This window comes from Planctomicrobium aquicomposti (genome assembly GCF_051466325.1).
In the GTDB taxonomy this organism is placed as follows: Bacteria; Planctomycetota; Planctomycetia; order Planctomycetales; family Planctomycetaceae; genus Planctomicrobium.
This window is the reverse complement of sequence record NZ_CP195792.1, coordinates 2,278,711-2,295,904: the sequence shown is the minus strand read 5'-3', so window position 1 is coordinate 2,295,904 and position 17,194 is coordinate 2,278,711. Positions and strand designations below refer to the sequence as shown.

The following is a 17,194-nucleotide window of genomic DNA, read 5'->3' as shown; positions in this document are numbered from 1 at the left end:
TGGCGAATTTTCCAAATTGGACCGCGCAATCGGGGAGTGTCTGGAACACCAATTGCTGAGGCATTCCGGATGAGTCCGGCAATCCTCCTCGAGCAGTGAATGGAAGTCGCCGATTTATGTCCTCCGAATTTGTGAATTCGCTCCAGTCGAGCGCTCCGATCCGCGAGCCGGAAGTCGCCACGATCAATATCAGAGCTGCTCTGGAACGCCTGGGAGAGGATGAGGGACTGTTGCGAGATATGGCGGAATTCTATCTTGAAGATGTTCCGCCGCTGCTGGTCGAGATTGAGCAGGCCCTGCAGGCGGGGAACTCAGAAGTCGTGATGAGGGCAGCACATAGCATCAAAGGGCTCTCGTCGAACTTCGATGGCGACGCCGCCACAGCCGCAGCACGGGTGATTGAATTGAGTGGCAAGGCAAACGACCTGGGCTCAGCCAGCGAAGCTCTTCCCCGTCTGAAAGCAGAAGTTCAATTGGTCATCGCAGCTTTAAAGGCTCAGGTTCTCGTTTCCCCCAACGAGCCTTGAATGTGACCGACGATAATCGGTATGGGGCGTCTTCCCTGCCAATCTTCTGGCAGTCGCCTTCCTGAAAACGGGGAGACGAATCTCTGCAGGCAATGCGAGCCGCTGTGTCATGCTCCGCAGGGAGTTCGCACCGCTCTGTCAGAAAACGTCTTGCCCCACTGCAAACTCAGATTAGCTTGAGAGTCAGGGGCACGTAACTCTCGTGCCGCGTGCAGAAGCATCTCAGGGTCGCACTCGCGCCGATGGGACGGTTCCATGGTGCGGGAGGTGATTAAAGGGCCGACGCCAACCTCCTGGACACGACCCTCGTTAATCGACAATCGAGAACATGAAAGAAATTATGGCCCCTGCCACTGCCGACTCGGAAAAACTTCAGGGACTCGGGGCACTGATCGGAACCGACCGGATTGCCTTCCGGGTTTGGGCTCCGCATGCGACGCAGGTGTCGGTCATCGGGACGTTCAATGACTGGAACCCGGCCACGCACCCGTTACAGGCGGAAGAAGATGGGAAGTGGTATGCCGAAGTGGCCGAGGCCAAAGTCGGTGACGAGTATCGCTTTCTCATTCGCAACGGAGAGCAGGAGTTCAGTCGGATCGATCCTTACGCCAGAGACGTCACCAATTCGGTCGGAAACGGGATCATCTCCAACGGGGAATTCGACTGGGGGGACGATCAATTCCAGATCGCTCCATTGAACGAACTTGTCGTCTACGAGATGCACATTGGGACGTTCGGCCAGTCGAAGCACGATGATGAGCCATCCGGCTTTGATCAGGCGATTCGCAAGCTGAATCACCTGCAGACGTTGGGCATCAACTGCGTCGAAATCATGCCGGCTGCGGAATTCGCAGGCGACTATTCGTGGGGCTACAATCCTGCTCACATCTTTGCCGTGGAATCCGCCTACGGGGGGCCGGAAGCGTTCAAACGCTTCGTCCGTGAAGCCCATCGCCGCGGCATCGCCGTTGTGCTCGACGTCGTCTACAACCACTTCGGTCCCAGCGATCTCAGCCTGTGGCAGTTCGATGGCTGGAGCGAAAACGACCTGGGGGGGATCTATTTCTATAACGACTGGCGGGCTGACACGCCGTGGGGCAAGACACGTCCTGACTATGGTCGAGGAGAGGTGCGGTCCTACATCTACGACAATGTGATGATGTGGCTGCGGGATTTTCACGTCGATGGTCTGCGGTTCGACATGACCCTCTACATCCGCCATGTTGCAGGAGATGGCGATCCCGGCAAGGCTCTTCCCGATGGGTGGAGTCTGGCTCAATGGATCAACCAGTCGATCCGCAAGGAGTTCCCCGGGCGAATCACCATCGCTGAGGATTTGCAGAACAACGACGGCTTGACGCAGTCTTCCGAAAATGGGGGAGCGGGATTTTCGACCCAGTGGGATGCCCGTTTTGTTCACCCGATCCGGGCGATCCTGACGGAAATCGCCGATGAGAATCGGTCGCTGGAAGTCGTTCGTGAAGCCCTGCAGGCGAACTACAACGGCGATCCGTATCAGCGGGTCGTCTATACCGAATCGCACGATGAAGTGGCCAATGGCAAAGCCCGAATCCCCAGCGAAGTGATGCCCGATGACCCGGAAAACTGGTTCGCAATGAAACGGGCGACGCTGGGCGGAGCGCTCGTGCTGACTGCTCCCGGGGTGCCGATGCTGTTTCAGGGGCAGGAGTTCCTGGAGGACGGCTACTTTCAGGACACGGTTCCTGTGGATTGGCACAAAGCCAACGATTTCCGGGGCGTGGTACGTCTCTTCCGCGATCTGATTCAGCTGCGACGCAATGTGGATGGCCATTCCCGCGGCTTGATCGCATCCAACCTCGGCATTATCCACGAGGATCAGGCTGCCCACATCCTCGCTTGGCATCGCTGGTTTGACCACGGACCGGGGGATGATGTGGTCGTGATCGCCAATTTCTGTCGGGAACCCCGGACGGCGTCGATCCATTTCCCCGCTGCGGGCGAGTGGCAACTCCGGCTGAATAGCGACGCCACGATCTACCACCCGTTGTTTGGCGACACACCTGCTGCGGATGTTTCCATTGGGCAGCCAGGTGACGTCTGTGATGTCACAGTTGGCCCTTATGCGGTTTTGGTCTACTCGCTGGGGACGTGACCATCGTGGGCTGCGGAATCTCTTGTAACTTCCTCCACGCTTCAGGTGCGTCTCGAGGAAGTCCACCGGGGTTGGAGAGCACCCTGCAAGCTGGTCGTCGCCCACCGCAGCGCGCTGATTTCATCACCCGGACGTTCAGCCGCCAAACTGGTCGCCAAGAATACAAAATGGCCGCTGAGCGGCCACCGGTGTCCTCGTCGGTCGAGGAAGCAACAAATTGTTCTCACCCATCCAGTCGCTGAGATCGGAACGCGGCTAGACGCAAACCAACTCGGCAGTCACTCCCTCCCCGAGTGGGATCTCGACCTCGAGATTTGCTAACTCCTCACGCTTCACAGAGATATGCGGAGGGCAACGGAATCCGAGCCGAACGCGGTTGCGGCCGACATCCAGCACAACCACCTCAATGTCGTTGCCAATCCGAATGGACTCTTGTTTCTTCCGTGTGAGGACCAACATAAACCACCTTTTTCCTTAAAAGCGGGAGAGAGAGAACGTCACGCCGGGTAACTTTTGCAAAAGCAGTACCGTCCGCCATATTGCAGTCCAGTTTTGGCCGAATTCCCGACACGCAACTGAGTGTACATTTTACCAGTTGCAGTGTGTGTACGCAAGTGCACGTCTTAACACGGCAGCCAGCGGACAATCAGGGGAGCGGGTGAGGTTCGTCGCTTGCCGCGGAGCCGTCTTTCCGAAGAAGTGGACCAGCTCTCGGTCGCCGCAACGTTACTGCGCCGCAGTTTGCACGTCGCCTTCCACTCGTGTAGCAGGACCGGTCGTCACCGTTGCCGGAGTCTGTTCAGCTCGCGTTGAGGCGATCAGGATTGTCACCGCTGTCGTGATCACGATTGCCAGCACGAGCCAGCTCATCAGCTCGAGCGGAAGTTCCTTGACGATGTAAGCCGCCAGCAGTACACCGGGGATTCCACCAATGGTCAGTCCCCATGCGGCACGCGAATCAAACGTCCCTGCCCGAACAATGCGGATGCCGGAAGTCGGCATCAGAAACGCACAGGCTCCCATCATGATCGGGAAGGCGGATTTGGGGTTCATCCCGAGTAGACAGACCATGATCATGATCGGTGCATAGGCACCCACGCCGATCATCATCAGGGCTCCGAAGAGAGCCGTACCGATGACCGCCACAACCAATGGCAGACCGTCAAGGGCGATGGCAGTTCCCCCCGCAGGTAAAAAGCCGATAAGTCGGGCGGCGAGCAGTCCCGCAGCGGCGAGCAATGCGAGCCCCATGCCCCGCTGAATCCACACGCGCGGCCACTGAATCACCACCCCCGCCCCCAGCCAGGCTCCCAGGACCGCCGACACGATGGTCACCAATAGCGTGCGGGCATCAACTTCAATCAGGGTGATATAGATAAAAGCCTGGGCGACCGTGGGCAGTGCATGACCCACATTCATCGTTCCCGGAATCCGTTCATCGGCAACCGTCTTGCGCAATCGATAGAGCGTGGCAGTGACGGCGAACGATCCGATTCCCAGCGTATCCAGAAAATCGGTGATGAATCCGACAAGCATCTGCCAGGCAGTCGGAACATTGTGGCGTTCTCGCGGACGTGAGTTCAGCAGCCAGACACCGCTGAAGAGCGTGGCCAGAATGCCCAACAATACAAACAACACCAGCTTGACGGTCGACATGCCCTGCCCCTCGGGGTGAGAACCGGTCGACAAAGCGGCGTGACTTCAGCGACAGATGTTCCCCTGCGGGGAGTGTACGTCGTCAACGGGTCCGCGGCGACTGAAGGGAGATCGGGAAAATTGGTGAGTGATGACGTGTTCCTCGTCCACGCTGGCTGTGTGGCTGGATGACTCCGCCATCGTCCAAGTTCAGAATGACCGACACCCGCGTTTGGGGGAGTGACGGCGCTCCCTGTGCAGTCCCTCCCACGCCAGCCGCGTGCCGCGGTCGGGCGCGCCATTCCCGGCCGTTCCCATCACCAGCTGAGGAGCCGGGCTAGCAGGCCCTACTGCAGGATGTCGTAGACCGGATGAGCAGGTTCGACGCCGGTCAGCTTGGTGTCGAGTCCCTGGTATTTGACGGTGAACCGTTCGTGGTTGATGCCCAGCTGGTGCAGAATCGTGGCGTGGAGATCCCGCACGTGCACTGGATTCTCCACTGCGTTGTACCCCAATTCGTCGGTCGCCCCGTAACTGAGGCCCGGTTTGATCCCGCCACCGGCGAGCCACACCGAGAATCCCTTGATGTGGTGGTCGCGTCCGGGCCCCCCTTTGTCCTGGAACATCGGCGTGCGTCCGAACTCACCCCCCCAGATGATCAGAGTGTCGTCGAGCAGGCCTCGCCGCTTCAGATCGGTCATCAGTGCCCATGTCGCGCGGTCCGTAGCGCCGCAGCACATATTCATGTATTTCACGAGTCCCCCGTGATGATCCCAGTCGCGATGGAACAACTGGATGAAGCGAACTCCCCGTTCCGCGAGGCGGCGGGCAGTGAGGCAGTTGGATGCGAAAGATCCATCGCCCGGGGTCGCGCCATAGAGGTCGAGAGTCTCCTTGGACTCCCGCGATATGTCCATCAGGTCCGGGACGCTGGCCTGCATTTTAAAGGCCATTTCGTACTGGCTGATCCGGGTGTCGACGTCGGCGTTGAAACGCTCGGAATTGCGGTGACGGTCGAGCGCGGCAATGGTGTCGACGAGGGAGCGCTGGTGTGCGGTTGTGATCCCCTGCGGATTTCCCAGATAGAGGACAGGATCGCCCGAGGCGTTGAACTCCACTCCCTGGAATTTACCGGGAAGGAAGCCATTCCCCCACATCCGCTGGGAGAGGGGTTGCGGTTCACGACCGGCAAAGCTGGTCATCACGACATACCCGGGAAGGTCGTCGGCTTCGTTTCCCAGACCGTAAGTGACCCAGCTTCCCAGGCTCGGCCGACCGCTGATCGCGGTGCCGGTATTCATCAGCGTATGCGCCGGATCATGGTTGATCTGGTCGGTGATCATCGACCGGATGACGGTGATGTCATCTGCGATGTGGGCGTGATAGGGGAGAAAGTCACTGATCCACTGGCCACTTTCACCATGCTGACGGAACTTGGCCAGATGCCCCTGAACTTTGAGTTCCTTCCCCTGCAGCTGCGCGATCGGCTGCCCCTTGGTGAAGGAGTCGGGCATCGGCTGTCCATTCAGGGCATCGAGATGCGGCTTATAGTCGAATGTTTCCAGATGGCTGGGCCCGCCGCACATATACAGATAAATCACCCGCTTTGCCTTGGGGGGATGGTGTGGCAGTTCCGCCAGTCCGCGTGAGACAGCGTTGGCTGCCGCGGCCGGACGTGACAGGGCCTGAAGAGCCATGGCGCCGAAGCCGATCCCCGAGGTGGAGAGCATCGTCCGGCGAGTGATGGGATCGAATGGCTGCATGGCTTCACTCACGTCTCATGGTTTCAGAGAGATTCAACAAGGCCCGGCACACGGACGTCCACGCGGCCAATTCCACTTTATCGAGTTCCGGCGGGGAGGGTGACAGCCCGATCGACAGGAGCGACTCGGCTCGCCCGGGATGCGAATTAAAATCTTCTCGGGCCCCCTGCAGCAAGGCCTGCAAGGCTTCTGACTCGACCTGATCAGGGTCGCGCGACGTCACCTGACGGAAGGCAAAATTCAGACGATCGGAGTCTGTCTCCTGTCCCGATTTCATTGTCCGGGCTGCCAGCATGCGGGAGCATTCGACAAATGAAGGATCATTCAGTAGCACCAGCGCGGCAATGGGTGTGTTGGAGCGGTTCCGCTTGGCGGTGCATTCTTCGCGGGAGGGGGCGTCGAACGCTTTCAGCATTGGATGCAGGAATTGCCGCTGCCAATGCATATAGACTCCGCGTCGCCACTGATTGCGGTCCTCGTGCGGGAGATACTCACGTCGAGGAAAGTTCAGATACCGATAGTAGCCCGCCGGCTGGTAGGGCTTGGCGCTCTCGCCACCCGGCTCATCAACGAGCAACCCGCTCACAAAGAGTGCGGTGTCTCGAATACTCTCAGCAGGAAGTCTCCAGCTCTGCTGATGTGCCAGCAAACGATTCTCTGGATCTTCCGCCTGCAGTTCCCAGGACACGACAGAAGACTGTCGGTACGCTGCGCTGCTGACGATCAGTCGAACCAGCTGCTTCACGTCCCAACCACTGCGGATGAACTCAACAGCGAGATTGTCCAGCAATTCCGGATGGGTCGGCGGTTCTCCCTGACCTCCGAAGTCTTCCAGAGAGTGAGACAGACCCGCCCCGAAAAAGAGCGCCCAGACCCGGTTCACAAACACGCGGGCGGTCAGTCCCCCAATTCCGTTTTCGGTATCGACCAGCCAGTTGGCGAGATCCAGTCGTGTGGCTCGGCCCTCTTCGCGGGCTGTCCCCATGAACTCGGGGACAGCGGGTTCCACAATCTCTCCCGAGTCATTCATCCAGTCGCCGCGAGGGAGAATGCGCTGGATCCGCGGCGTGACTAGGGATTCAGTAATCATCACCCGTCGTTTGGCCGCGAGGATGGCGTCCCGTTCTGCGGTCAGAGCCGCAAGTTCCTCGGAAGGGGCCGCGTCACTGGTGCTGCCGAGTGCTGCAATTTGCTTCTCCAGCACCGCAAGCCGTTCACGCTCCCGGCGGGAATTCACCATCATTTCCGGCTTACGCTTGGCGACCACAAACTTGTCGGCATTGCCGTCACCATTCAGATGCTTCTCGTCGTCGACATCTGCAAAGAAGGCCGCCAGGGCGTAGAAGTCTTTGGCAGTGTACGGGTCGTATTTATGGTCATGACATTGTGCACAGCCGAGGGTGGCCCCCATCCAGACGGCGGAAATGTTTCTCACCCTGTCCGCAGCATAGATGGCCACATATTCCTTGGGCTGCAGGCCACCTTCATGGGACGTCTGCAGCACGCGGTTGTAACACGTGGCGACGATCTGATCGACGCTCGGTTCCGGCAGCAGATCACCGGCGATCTGCTCACGGGTGAACTGGTCGAAGGGGAGATTGCGGTTGAAGGCGTCGATCACGTAGTCGCGATACGGTGATGCGCTGTGCAGCTGATCGCCGTGGTAACCGACCGTGTCGGCATAACGGACCAGATCAAGCCAGAAGATCGCCATCCGTTCGCCATAATGATGACTCGCCATCAGTTGCTCGACGAGTTGATCGTAGGCTGCTGGATCCTTGCTCTCGATGAAGCGCTGAGCCTCTTCCGGGGTCGGGGGAAGCCCCGTCAAATCGAAGTTCAGTCGCCGCACCAACGTCCGGGGATCTGCCGCCGGAGCGGGCTCCCTTCCGGCTCGTTCGAGGGGCGAAAAAACAAAGGCATCGATCCAGTTTGCAGTCGGCTGCTTCGTCGCCGGAGGATCGGTCCACCGGGGAGGGACATAGGCCCAGTGGGGAGCATAGGGGGCTCCCTCACGGATCCAGCGCTGCAGAATCTCGATTTCTCCTGGTGAAAGTTTCTTGCCGGATTCCGGAGGAGGCATGCGCTCCGATTCCTCCTCTGCGGTGATGCGTTGAATCATCAGACTCGCATGAGGATCACCCGGCTGAATGGCACCGAAGTCGACAGCACTCTCGCGGTCGTCCAATCGCAGATCGGCAGCCCGGTGAGCCGCATCGGGGCCGTGGCACGAGATGCACTTGTCGGACAGGATCGGCCGCACATCGCGGTTGAAGTCCAACGGCTCCGCAGCACGACCAGAGGCTGAGGCACTGATTGCGATCGCCAACAGGACCAGCGCCCGCCGATACCTGGTTTTTCCGGAGCCGTTGATTCGAATTTGCATTGTTGATTTCATGCAGGTCTTCGTGGCATCTCGGGACAGCGTCACGATTCTGATCAGGAAGGAAGGGGGATCATCGGGGGGCGGTCAATCAAACTCAGGCGAGCGGGAGGCGTGATTCGTCCAGCTGGGACGGAGAGACAACCATCCGAAGGCGGGTTGACTTTCGCCCATGAACATGGGTAAACCGGGTGCTTTAATCTAACACAGGACCACCTTCACGGGCAACTCCCTGACCAGACTCTGAACTGGCTTCGGCGGGACGAGTTCCCCCTGGTCAATATTCTCCGTAGGGCATTGTTTTTTCTCCCCGATATTTGAGAAATATTCGTCAGGATCCCACGTCCAAAATGGTTTCATCCGCTTGGTTTCCTCATCGCGACATTTGCCCCAATGGAGCACTGCTCCCACAGTCGCCGTGTGAAAGAACGGAGCATCCCGCAATCTTCCGATGAACGACGGCCGGCTCTGGGATTCACGCCTGTGATGGGCGTTGCAGTGGTCGGGCGTTGCAGTGGTCGGGCGTTGCAGTGGTCGGGCGTTGCAGTGGTCGGGCGTTGCAGTGGTCGGGCGTTGCAGTGGTCGGGCGTTGCAGTGGTCGGGCGTTGCAGTGGTCGGGCGTTGCAGTGGTCGGGCGTTGCAGTGGTCGGGCGTTGCAGTGGTCGGGCGTTGCAGTGGTCGGGCGTTGCAGTGGTCGGGCGTTGCAGTGGTCGGGCGTTGCAGTGGTCGGGCGTTGCAGTGGTCGGGCGTTGCAGTGGTCGGGCGTTGCAGTGGTCGGGCGTTGCAGTGGTCGGCAGAGAGTACCGACGCCCCCCGACTCTCCGCGAACCGCACCCCGTGACGACTTCAATTCCGGCAACAGGTGGCAGAAGGTCGCTGTCAGATGGAACCGGATCTCTGAGCCGCTGAAACCAGAACGGATCTTTCACAGCTCGGCAGGTCATTTCTGTTCGATAAGGGAGGGCGGATTCCCTCGTTCCACCGCCAATTTCGCGATCCTGAAGAATTCTGTGTGAGAAATGGGACCAGTCACGGACTGAATTCAGTATGCCTCCCTCTCAATCACCAGAAACTCATCCCAGCTTGATTGTGCGTCTGTCAGATGCGCAGAACCACGATGCCTGGTGCGCATTTATTAGCGCCTACGAAGTATTTCTTCGGCAGTTCTGCCTCCGACTGGGGGTGCCCCGACAACAGCTGCCAGATGCGACTCAGCAGATTCTGTTGACGGTCTTAAAGTCGGTCGCGGATTGGAAAAGCGACGGCCAGCCCGAATCGTTCCGACGCTGGTTGCAACGGCTCGCCCGGAACGTCGTGATTAAGTTTATGGTTCAGGAACGCAGGCACCCGCAGGGGACAGGAGGATCGGGAGAAATTGCCGTCACAGAGCCGTCTGATCCGAGAGCGTTGGCTGATGCGGAACGCAGCTATGATGAGGAACTGATTCACTGGGCCGCCGCTCAGGTACGGCACGAGTTTCACCCATCCTCCTGGGAGGCATTCTGGCGTACGGCAATCGAGCAGGTGCCCGTCGTCTCGGTCGCAAGTGACCTCGGAATCTCCCCGGGTGCAATTTATATGGCGCGGAGCCGAATCGTTGCTCGAATTCGCAGCAGAATAAGTGAAATCGACGACCACATTTAAGGCTGGAGGCCCGGTCGAGTCCCGCCCAGCCTTCACTCCATGGGATTAATAGTATTCATTCGCATCACAGGACAGGATCGTTCATGTCCAGAAGGCTAACGGCGTCCTGCGGTTGTGGCTGAGTTCAGTGAATCACGAGCAGTAAAAAGTCTAAAAAAAATGAAGATCCGCCCAAATTCCAGCTGTGATCTGAGCGTATTAAGGTTGTCTCTCACTGGAGAGTTGACTCAGTCACAGGAGGAGTCGCTGGCTGCCCATCTGGCAGCGTGCTCCGACTGCCAGAAACAACAGGAGAAAATGGCCGCTGACGGCGAGTGGTGGAGCCGGATCTCGGACACCCTGCGGTTGCGGACGAAACAAACGACAACTCGAGAACAGGGCTCCGATGTCCCCACCTCAGGTGACCCCCGTCTGCGATTGAACGGACATGATTCTGCTGATCCCGAAAGTGATGCAGATTCGCATCTCGACTTCGCGGTGGAATTCCTTGAACCATCCCCCACCCAAGGCGCGTTGGGTCGCCTGGGGGACATCGAGATTCTCGAGATCATCGATCGCGGGGGGATGGCTGTTGTTCTCAAGGGGTTTCAGCCGGAGCTGAACCGACTGGTGGCGGTCAAGATGTTGGCCCCCCATCTCGGACGCAGCGGGGCTGCCCGCAAACGGTTCACCCGTGAAGCCCGAGCCGCCGCTGCGATTCTGCATCCCAATGTGATGCCGATTCTGACTGTCAGCACCACGGGCCGGCTCCCCTACTTCGCAATGCCCTACGTCGACTGTGAATCGCTGCAGCAACGGCTCGATCGCGAAGGTGTCCTCCCAGTCGTCGATGTCCTGCGACTCAGCGTGCAACTCTGTCGCGGGCTGGCGGCAGCCCATGCCCAGGGGCTGGTCCACCGCGACATCAAACCGGGGAACATCCTGTTGGAACGGGGTGTTGACCGGTTGCTATTGACCGATTTTGGCCTCGCACGGGCGGTCGATGATGCCTCGCTGACGGGAACGGGAATGATTGCGGGAACGCCGCAATATATGTCCCCGGAGCAGGCCCGCGATGACTTGATTGACGCCCGCAGCGACATTTTCAGTGTGGGAAGTGTGCTCTACCGGATGTGCACCGGCCGACTCCCATTCCGCTCCGACACGACGTATGGCTTGCTCAAAAGAATTGTCGAAGAAACTCCGCATCCGATTCGCGATCTGAATCCGGAAATCCCGGAGTGGCTCGAAACTCTGGTGATTCGGCTCCACACCAAGTCACCAACAGAACGTGTGCAGGAACTCGCCGGCTTTGCTGAATTGCTGGAAGGGTGCCTGTCTCACATTCAGCAACCGACCCGCTTTCCACTCCCTGATATCTTTTCTGGCGAGCCGCTGCACTCCCATCGCGGCAGGAGGTCCATGATCCCAATGACAACGATTCGACAAGCGTTTGCTCCGATCCGCTCGATATTCCAGATGCGGTGCACACGACGGAGCAGCGTCGTGATCGCCGCTGTTGTGGCCCTCTGGGGAATCGGGATTTACCAGTTGATTGCGCCGATCGGCTTCTGGTGGTTTGCGTTGGCCCCCCCGAAAAACTATCCGCCTTTCGCGGCCGGTGGGTCGGTTGACCAACCCGGCAGGGAAGAAATGTTCGGATTCGAAATGGTTGGGTCCGGAATGTTGCAGCCGCCGCAGTCGCAGTCGGGCGTTCAAGCCAGGTCGGTGCCCGTATCCCCCGACGATCGCGCTGTGTCACCCATCGAGTTCAATCTCCGACTGGAAGAGACGTTGCAAGAGATCACCTTGCTGGAACGAAATCTCGGCCTCACCCCTGCAATTCTTCCCGAATAGCCACTCAACCGAAAACGGAGTCACCATGCTTCCCCATTTACTCCTCAGAAGACTGCTCTGGATTTCCGCGTTGGTGGTCGTTTGCATTGGAACGGGACCCACGACGATCGCTGCCGGGCCGACCGCCGAGGTTCCGGCGTCGTCAGACGAAGTCATGATGTCGCACCTGCGGCCGATCCCGCCCGGAGTGCCTGTCTCCCGGAACTCAGACCCCGTATTCGAGCAGGGAATTGCCGCTCTCGCCGCTGCATTGAATCAGCAGCTGAATTCCTTTGGCGAAGGGCATCCTTCAGTCGTCGGGTTGCGGCAGCAACTGCTCAGCATGATTGAGCTGGCGATGCAGAATCAGATCCAGGCCGATCGCTCAAAGATTCAGTCCGCCCGTCAGCGGTTGGATGATTTGGAAAAAGCGTTGAATCACCGCGAGAAGAACATCGCCGCTCTGGCGCAGGCGCGTCTGAAAGAACTCTGTCCCTTACAACCGGCTCCCCCACCCTCTCCGTATCTGCCCACCAGGCTGAACGTCGGAAGTACGATCCCAGACGTCCTGCTCGCGGATGGCATCATTGTCTGGATCGCGAAGTGGAGTGCTCCCTGCCAGCGAATGCTGCCGACGCTGGAGAAGCTGAAGAAGGAAGGGGTGGCGATTCACGTCATCGATATTGATGACGTCTCGCACGTCCAGTCGGCAACGATCATCGACGTTATCCCTACGATCTGCCGTGTACGCGGACATGTCGTGACAGAAATGGCGACCGGATACGTCACCGAAGAACGCCTGCGGCAGATCGATCTGTGGCGGATTCCTGTCGATCCGCCAGCGTCACCTGCTGCCAGTTTTGTCACGCCCTCCGTCAGCCCGAAAGATCCTCCAGAGTTGATTCCACAGCCTGCCCCCTCCCCGATCCAGCAGCCGGACATCGCCCCTGCTGTGGTGGCCCCCCTGTTGACCGGCGGGGATGACTTTCAACTGGAGCTGGCCCAGTCTCAAACCGCTAAGCAGCCGCCGATCAAACGCGAACTCCTCAGCTATGTCGATGATTCCGCCGAGTCGAAGCGGAGCATCGCGGGCTCGGGACACGCGGTGAAGTTCGATCGAACTGGCCTACCAGGAACAGTGGAAGCCGTCGAGATTTTCAGCAGCCGCTATGGTTATCCCCAGGCTCCCAAGGAAGATTTCAAAATCTGGCTGCTGGATGAAGAAAAGAAGGTGATCAAGGAAATTGCTGTTCCCTATGCGAAGATCCCGCGAGAATCGAACCTGAACTGGAGGAGTCTGACAATTCCACTGGTGGAGGTTCCCGACATCTTTTATGTCGCTGTCGCTTTCAATCCCGAGCAGACCAAGGGGGTGTATGTGGGAATTGATGAAGGTGTGCAGGAGACGCATTCCTATACTGGAATTGCGACAGAAGGTCTCGAAGAGTACACCGGAAAAGGGGACTGGATGATCCGGGTCCGACTGACGGACCGGAAGCCGGCCAAGGGGACGACTCGTCTCCAGTAAACTTCAGGAACGGTTGTCAGGAAGGAAGCCATGACCGGAATCTCCAATGATTGATTCTGTGGGGGGGATCGTCCTGTGCGGTGGTCGCAGCAGCCGGATGGGCACCCCCAAACATCTGCTCGCCTTCGGTGCTGAGACCGCCGTCGCACGTGTGGCGAGGATCGTCGGCGGCGCTGTCTCTCCGGTCGTTGTTGTCGCCGCGACAGATCAACAGCTTCCCCAGCTGCCCGCCGGTGTGCTGGTGGCACGTGACCCCGAAACGCATCAGGGACCTCTCGCCGGACTGTTGACCGGGCTGCAGGCACTCCCTTCCGGACTGGAGGCGATTTATCTCACCAGTGCGGATATGCCGCTGCAAACGGCTCGTTTCATCCGAGGCGTAGCCAGTCGGCTGCGAGGCGATGTCGAGGTGGTGGTCCCTCACGATGGCACATTCCCCGCACCTCTGGCTGCGGTCTATCGAACCTCCCTCTGCGATGAAATTCAGTCGTTGCTGGACCGAGGAGAGCGGAGTCTTCGTAGTCTGCTGGCGACCTGCCGAGTGAGTCTACTGCCGGCTGCTCAACTCGATGTCATTGACCCCGGCCTGCATTCGCTCCGGAATATGAACACCCCAGACGACTATGCGGGGCTTCTGCAGTCGTTTGAGGCACGGGGCGAGTGAACTATCACATTCTATTTCAGTGTCGCAGCGCACTCTCCGCTCACGCTCGATGTTCTCTGCCCCACTTCTCCTACTGTGCCCCTCGGCCCCTCCCGCCCGAGAAATTCATCGCCAATCCGGCAATGCAGATTCCAAGCCTGAGGTAGCCGGATTCCTCTCCCGTCTCCGTCCGGAACAGAAAAACCTCAAAAAATGTCTGGCCGTGTGATTGCGCAAGCCGCCTGTGCGTAATGCCTTACGGTGACACGCCCAGAACGCATCAGCGTTTTCAGGTATTAATGGGGGTTGATGTGCGCAAGTAATACCCACAAGCCAATTCGCATTTGTCACGTCGGCAATTCGGTCGACAACCTCCCTTGAACCGCTGACAGAAAGCACGTCAAGCATCGATGGACGGAGCTCATTTTAGAACGGTTAAAGCAGTTCCACGCCAGCAGTCGGGACGTTCCGACAGGGCCGCTGGTGATCTGCGCCGTGCTCCATCCTCCTGGTTTCACGAACGGCGTCGAGTATTGGCGGCAGGGGGAGCCCTGGTCGGAGGAGCCCTCGTTTGGCCCTGGTCGCTGCAAAAGCCGACGGCGACCATCGTTCGTCGCGTTCAGCCGAAATTCCTGAACGACCACGACCCTCAAAATCGCGATCTGACAGGCAGGGTCTGTGAGCTGTCAGAAGGGCTGATCGAAATCACGTTCCATCCCGCCGGAGCTTCGGCGGTGATTGAAGCCCCGGCACGCTTTACCGTCCTGGAGGGGCCTGCTCTGTGGGTTGAAAGTGGCCGCGTCGTCATGCAGATCCCGGAGAAGAATTCGCTCGTACGGGTGCTGACCCCGGAAATGGAAGTCAGGGAATCGGGGCCCTGCTTTGCAATTGCCGCAGTGGAAGAGGGAATCTCCGAGGTTCACGTGTTTGAAGGGACCGTCGAAGTTGCGGATGCCGAGCGAGCCTTGCAGCCCACTCTTGTACGAGCCAACGAAGCTCTCCGCTTCCGCCGCAGTCAAGGTCCGCAAACCTGCCCCCTGCGTCCCGCGACATTCGTACAGCACAAAGAACTGGCTCAACTGACGATGGGAGTCCAGGCTGGTCAACTCGAACGGGCCGGGCACGCCTCGTCACTGTTATTGCAAGATCCGGCACATCTGCTGACCGTTTCCCACGAAGCGATCAACGACTGCGTTTTTTGTGATCAGAAACGTCCACGCCTTGCGCAGGGAAGATTTCCCGGACGTTGGGGGTTCGATTTTCATTCTCCGGAGGATGCCATCCGCCTGCAGTGGGCTCCTCACGTTAGACAATTCACTCTGATGACCTGGGTTCGCATGAACCTTCCGTCTGAATCTGGACCCGATTCCCTTTTTCATACCGACGAGTGGAACAAGGTTGGACAGATTGGCTGGATGGTCGACCCACGCGGTCGGATGCAGTTTGCCATTCACGGCGGACCCGACTGGAAAAATGAGGACAGACGTTCTCCGACTGCCCTCTGGGTCTTCTCCGAATCCTCCTTGAATCATCGGGTGGCGAGATGGCTTCACCTCGGCGTGACCTACGATGCCGACTCCCGCAAGGTCTGCATGTATATCGACGGAGTATTGGACGTGGAGGCACAAGTGGCCAAGCCGCTGGAGGCGGTACTCGGGGCCGCGGAAATTGGAAACTGGCGTCCCTTCGAGCAACGAAGGCGGCGGCAACTCTCTGGGAGGCTGGATGAATTCCTGGTGTTTTCCCGCGTTTTTTCACGGGACGAAGTTCGGTCATACTTTACAGCGAGCACTCCTTATCCACTTCCGTCTGAGCGTCCCATTGAAGGACTACATTTTTAATACACTCGATTCGTTGCTTCGTCTTTATCGCGCGACATAACAATACGATGTTAATGCAGGCATCCCGAACCGGCCCGATACGGTTGCCTCCTGATTCGACTTCGAGCCCATCATCCCTTCTTGTTTCAGCTCAAGGATCATTAGCCATGTTATCCCAACGTACGAGGAGTCACCGGATTGTCGCGCACGGGTTCACATTAATTGAACTGCTCGTCGTGATTGCCATTATCGCTGTGCTGATTGCCCTCCTCCTTCCCGCAGTCCAGCAGGCGCGAGAAGCCGCGCGCCGCACCCAGTGCAAGAATCAGCTGAAGCAGTTCGGTCTGGCTCTGCACAACTACATGGATGTGCATAAAGGACTCCCTTCAGCGATGACTGGCCCCGGACATACAACCCGCCGCCTCAACGCGACGATGATGATCCTTCCATTTCTGGATCAGACGGCGTTGTATAACCTTCTCAGCACTCCGCAGACGATCAATTTCGTCTCGCCGGCAGGACCCCAGTCGATTACAGCGTTCGGGTTGGCGCCGAACGACGTCAACTGGACGTTCATCCGTGCGGACTACCAGGTTCCCATGTTTCATTGTCCGTCGGATCGTCCGGTTGGAGACGTGAATCTGGGGTACACACTTGCTTCATCCAGCTACTGCTACAACCATGGGGACCACATTCTCGGAACGAACATTCGCGGTGGATATCGCAAGCGCGGACTGTTCGGCTCAGACAGCTTTGTCCGCTTCCAGGACATGACCGACGGAACGTCGAACACGATCATGGTGTCCGAGCGGGCCTTCACCTTCAGCTCCCGCTCGATCTACGGGCGTGTTGTGGAAAGTGTTGCCGGACTGGAAAACAATCCGGCTCTCTGTCTGGCGCAAGTCGACTGGACCACTCGTGAGTACCTGCCGACTCTGACCGTTTCCTCCCGCGCAGCTGGGGGAAGCCGCGCCTACGACGGAATGTGCTATTTCACAGGGTTTAATACTGTTTTGCCGCCGAATAGCCCGTCCTGCATGATGGCGGTGTCAAGCGGCTCCAATAATGCCGCGGGAGCCTTCCCGCCGACAAGCCTGCACGTTGGCGGTGTGAACGCCGTCCTCGCAGACGGTTCAGTCCGGTTCATCAGCCAGAACATCGACGGCGGCAACTCCGGCGCTCCCGGCGTTGACACGGGGATCAGCCCCTACGGAATCTGGGGATCTCTGGGGAGCATGAACGGGGATGAAGTCGGCAAAGACTACTAGTCGAGCAGTCCAACGTCGGAATGCTCGGGCAGTC

12 protein-coding genes are annotated in these 17,194 nt (G+C 58.7%); 8 read left to right on the top strand and 4 right to left on the bottom strand.

Annotated elements, in window-relative coordinates; translation table 11 throughout:
• The first annotated feature begins 116 nt into the window (after positions 1-116).
• Both SH664x_RS08850 and SH664x_RS08845 read left to right on the top strand, forming a co-directional pair.
• Entirely contained in the window at positions 117-527 is a 411-nt protein-coding gene (locus SH664x_RS08850; protein ID WP_437206781.1) for an Hpt domain-containing protein, read from the top strand.
• Positions 528-867: 340 nt separating this feature from the next.
• Positions 868-2,661, top strand: coding sequence for an alpha-amylase family glycosyl hydrolase (locus SH664x_RS08845; protein WP_437206779.1), 1,794 nt, complete (start codon positions 868-870; stop codon positions 2,659-2,661).
• Between the two features lie 255 nt (positions 2,662-2,916).
• Here the strand turns inward: SH664x_RS08845 and SH664x_RS08840 are convergent, their stop codons facing one another.
• The 4 genes from SH664x_RS08840 to SH664x_RS08825 all read right to left on the bottom strand — a co-directional run bounded on the left by SH664x_RS08840 (position 2,917) and on the right by SH664x_RS08825 (position 8,445).
• Positions 2,917-3,120 carry a carbon storage regulator gene (locus SH664x_RS08840; protein ID WP_437206778.1) on the bottom strand — a complete coding sequence of 68 codons (204 nt, stop codon included), beginning with the start codon at positions 3,118-3,120 and terminating at the stop codon, positions 2,917-2,919.
• Between the two features lie 267 nt (positions 3,121-3,387).
• The gene (locus SH664x_RS08835; RefSeq protein ID WP_437206776.1) at positions 3,388-4,317 is read right to left on the bottom strand and encodes a TSUP family transporter; all 930 of its coding nucleotides are present in this window, start codon (positions 4,315-4,317) and stop codon (positions 3,388-3,390) included.
• Positions 4,318-4,643: 326 nt separating this feature from the next.
• Positions 4,644-6,059, bottom strand: a complete 1,416-nt coding sequence (locus SH664x_RS08830; protein ID WP_437206775.1) for a DUF1501 domain-containing protein — start codon at positions 6,057-6,059, stop codon at positions 4,644-4,646.
• Positions 6,060-6,063: 4 nt separating this feature from the next.
• On the bottom strand, positions 6,064-8,445 hold the full coding sequence (locus SH664x_RS08825; protein WP_437206773.1) for a PSD1 and planctomycete cytochrome C domain-containing protein: 2,382 nt from the start codon (positions 8,443-8,445) through the stop codon (positions 6,064-6,066).
• 1,044 nt (positions 8,446-9,489) lie between these two features.
• Between SH664x_RS08825 and SH664x_RS08820 the strand changes: the two genes are divergently transcribed.
• The 6 genes from SH664x_RS08820 to SH664x_RS08795 all read left to right on the top strand — a co-directional run bounded on the left by SH664x_RS08820 (position 9,490) and on the right by SH664x_RS08795 (position 17,160).
• Positions 9,490-10,086, top strand: a complete 597-nt coding sequence (locus SH664x_RS08820) for an RNA polymerase sigma factor (protein ID WP_437206771.1) — start codon at positions 9,490-9,492, stop codon at positions 10,084-10,086.
• A 159-nt stretch (positions 10,087-10,245) separates the two neighbouring features.
• The gene (locus SH664x_RS08815) at positions 10,246-11,922 is read left to right on the top strand and encodes a serine/threonine-protein kinase (protein WP_437206769.1); all 1,677 of its coding nucleotides are present in this window, start codon (positions 10,246-10,248) and stop codon (positions 11,920-11,922) included.
• Positions 11,923-11,947: 25 nt separating this feature from the next.
• Positions 11,948-13,429 carry a thioredoxin domain-containing protein gene (locus tag SH664x_RS08810; RefSeq protein WP_437206768.1) on the top strand — a complete coding sequence of 494 codons (1,482 nt, stop codon included), beginning with the start codon at positions 11,948-11,950 and terminating at the stop codon, positions 13,427-13,429.
• A 46-nt stretch (positions 13,430-13,475) separates the two neighbouring features.
• A complete protein-coding gene (gene mobA, locus SH664x_RS08805; protein WP_437206766.1) occupies positions 13,476-14,093 on the top strand; it encodes a molybdenum cofactor guanylyltransferase in 618 nt (205 codons plus the stop codon).
• A 512-nt stretch (positions 14,094-14,605) separates the two neighbouring features.
• The gene (locus SH664x_RS08800) at positions 14,606-15,913 is read left to right on the top strand and encodes a LamG-like jellyroll fold domain-containing protein (RefSeq protein ID WP_437206764.1); all 1,308 of its coding nucleotides are present in this window, start codon (positions 14,606-14,608) and stop codon (positions 15,911-15,913) included.
• Between the two features lie 146 nt (positions 15,914-16,059).
• Complete coding sequence (locus SH664x_RS08795; protein WP_437206763.1) at positions 16,060-17,160, top strand: DUF1559 family PulG-like putative transporter; 1,101 nt, start codon at positions 16,060-16,062, stop codon at positions 17,158-17,160.
• Positions 17,161-17,194: the final 34 nt, after the last annotated feature.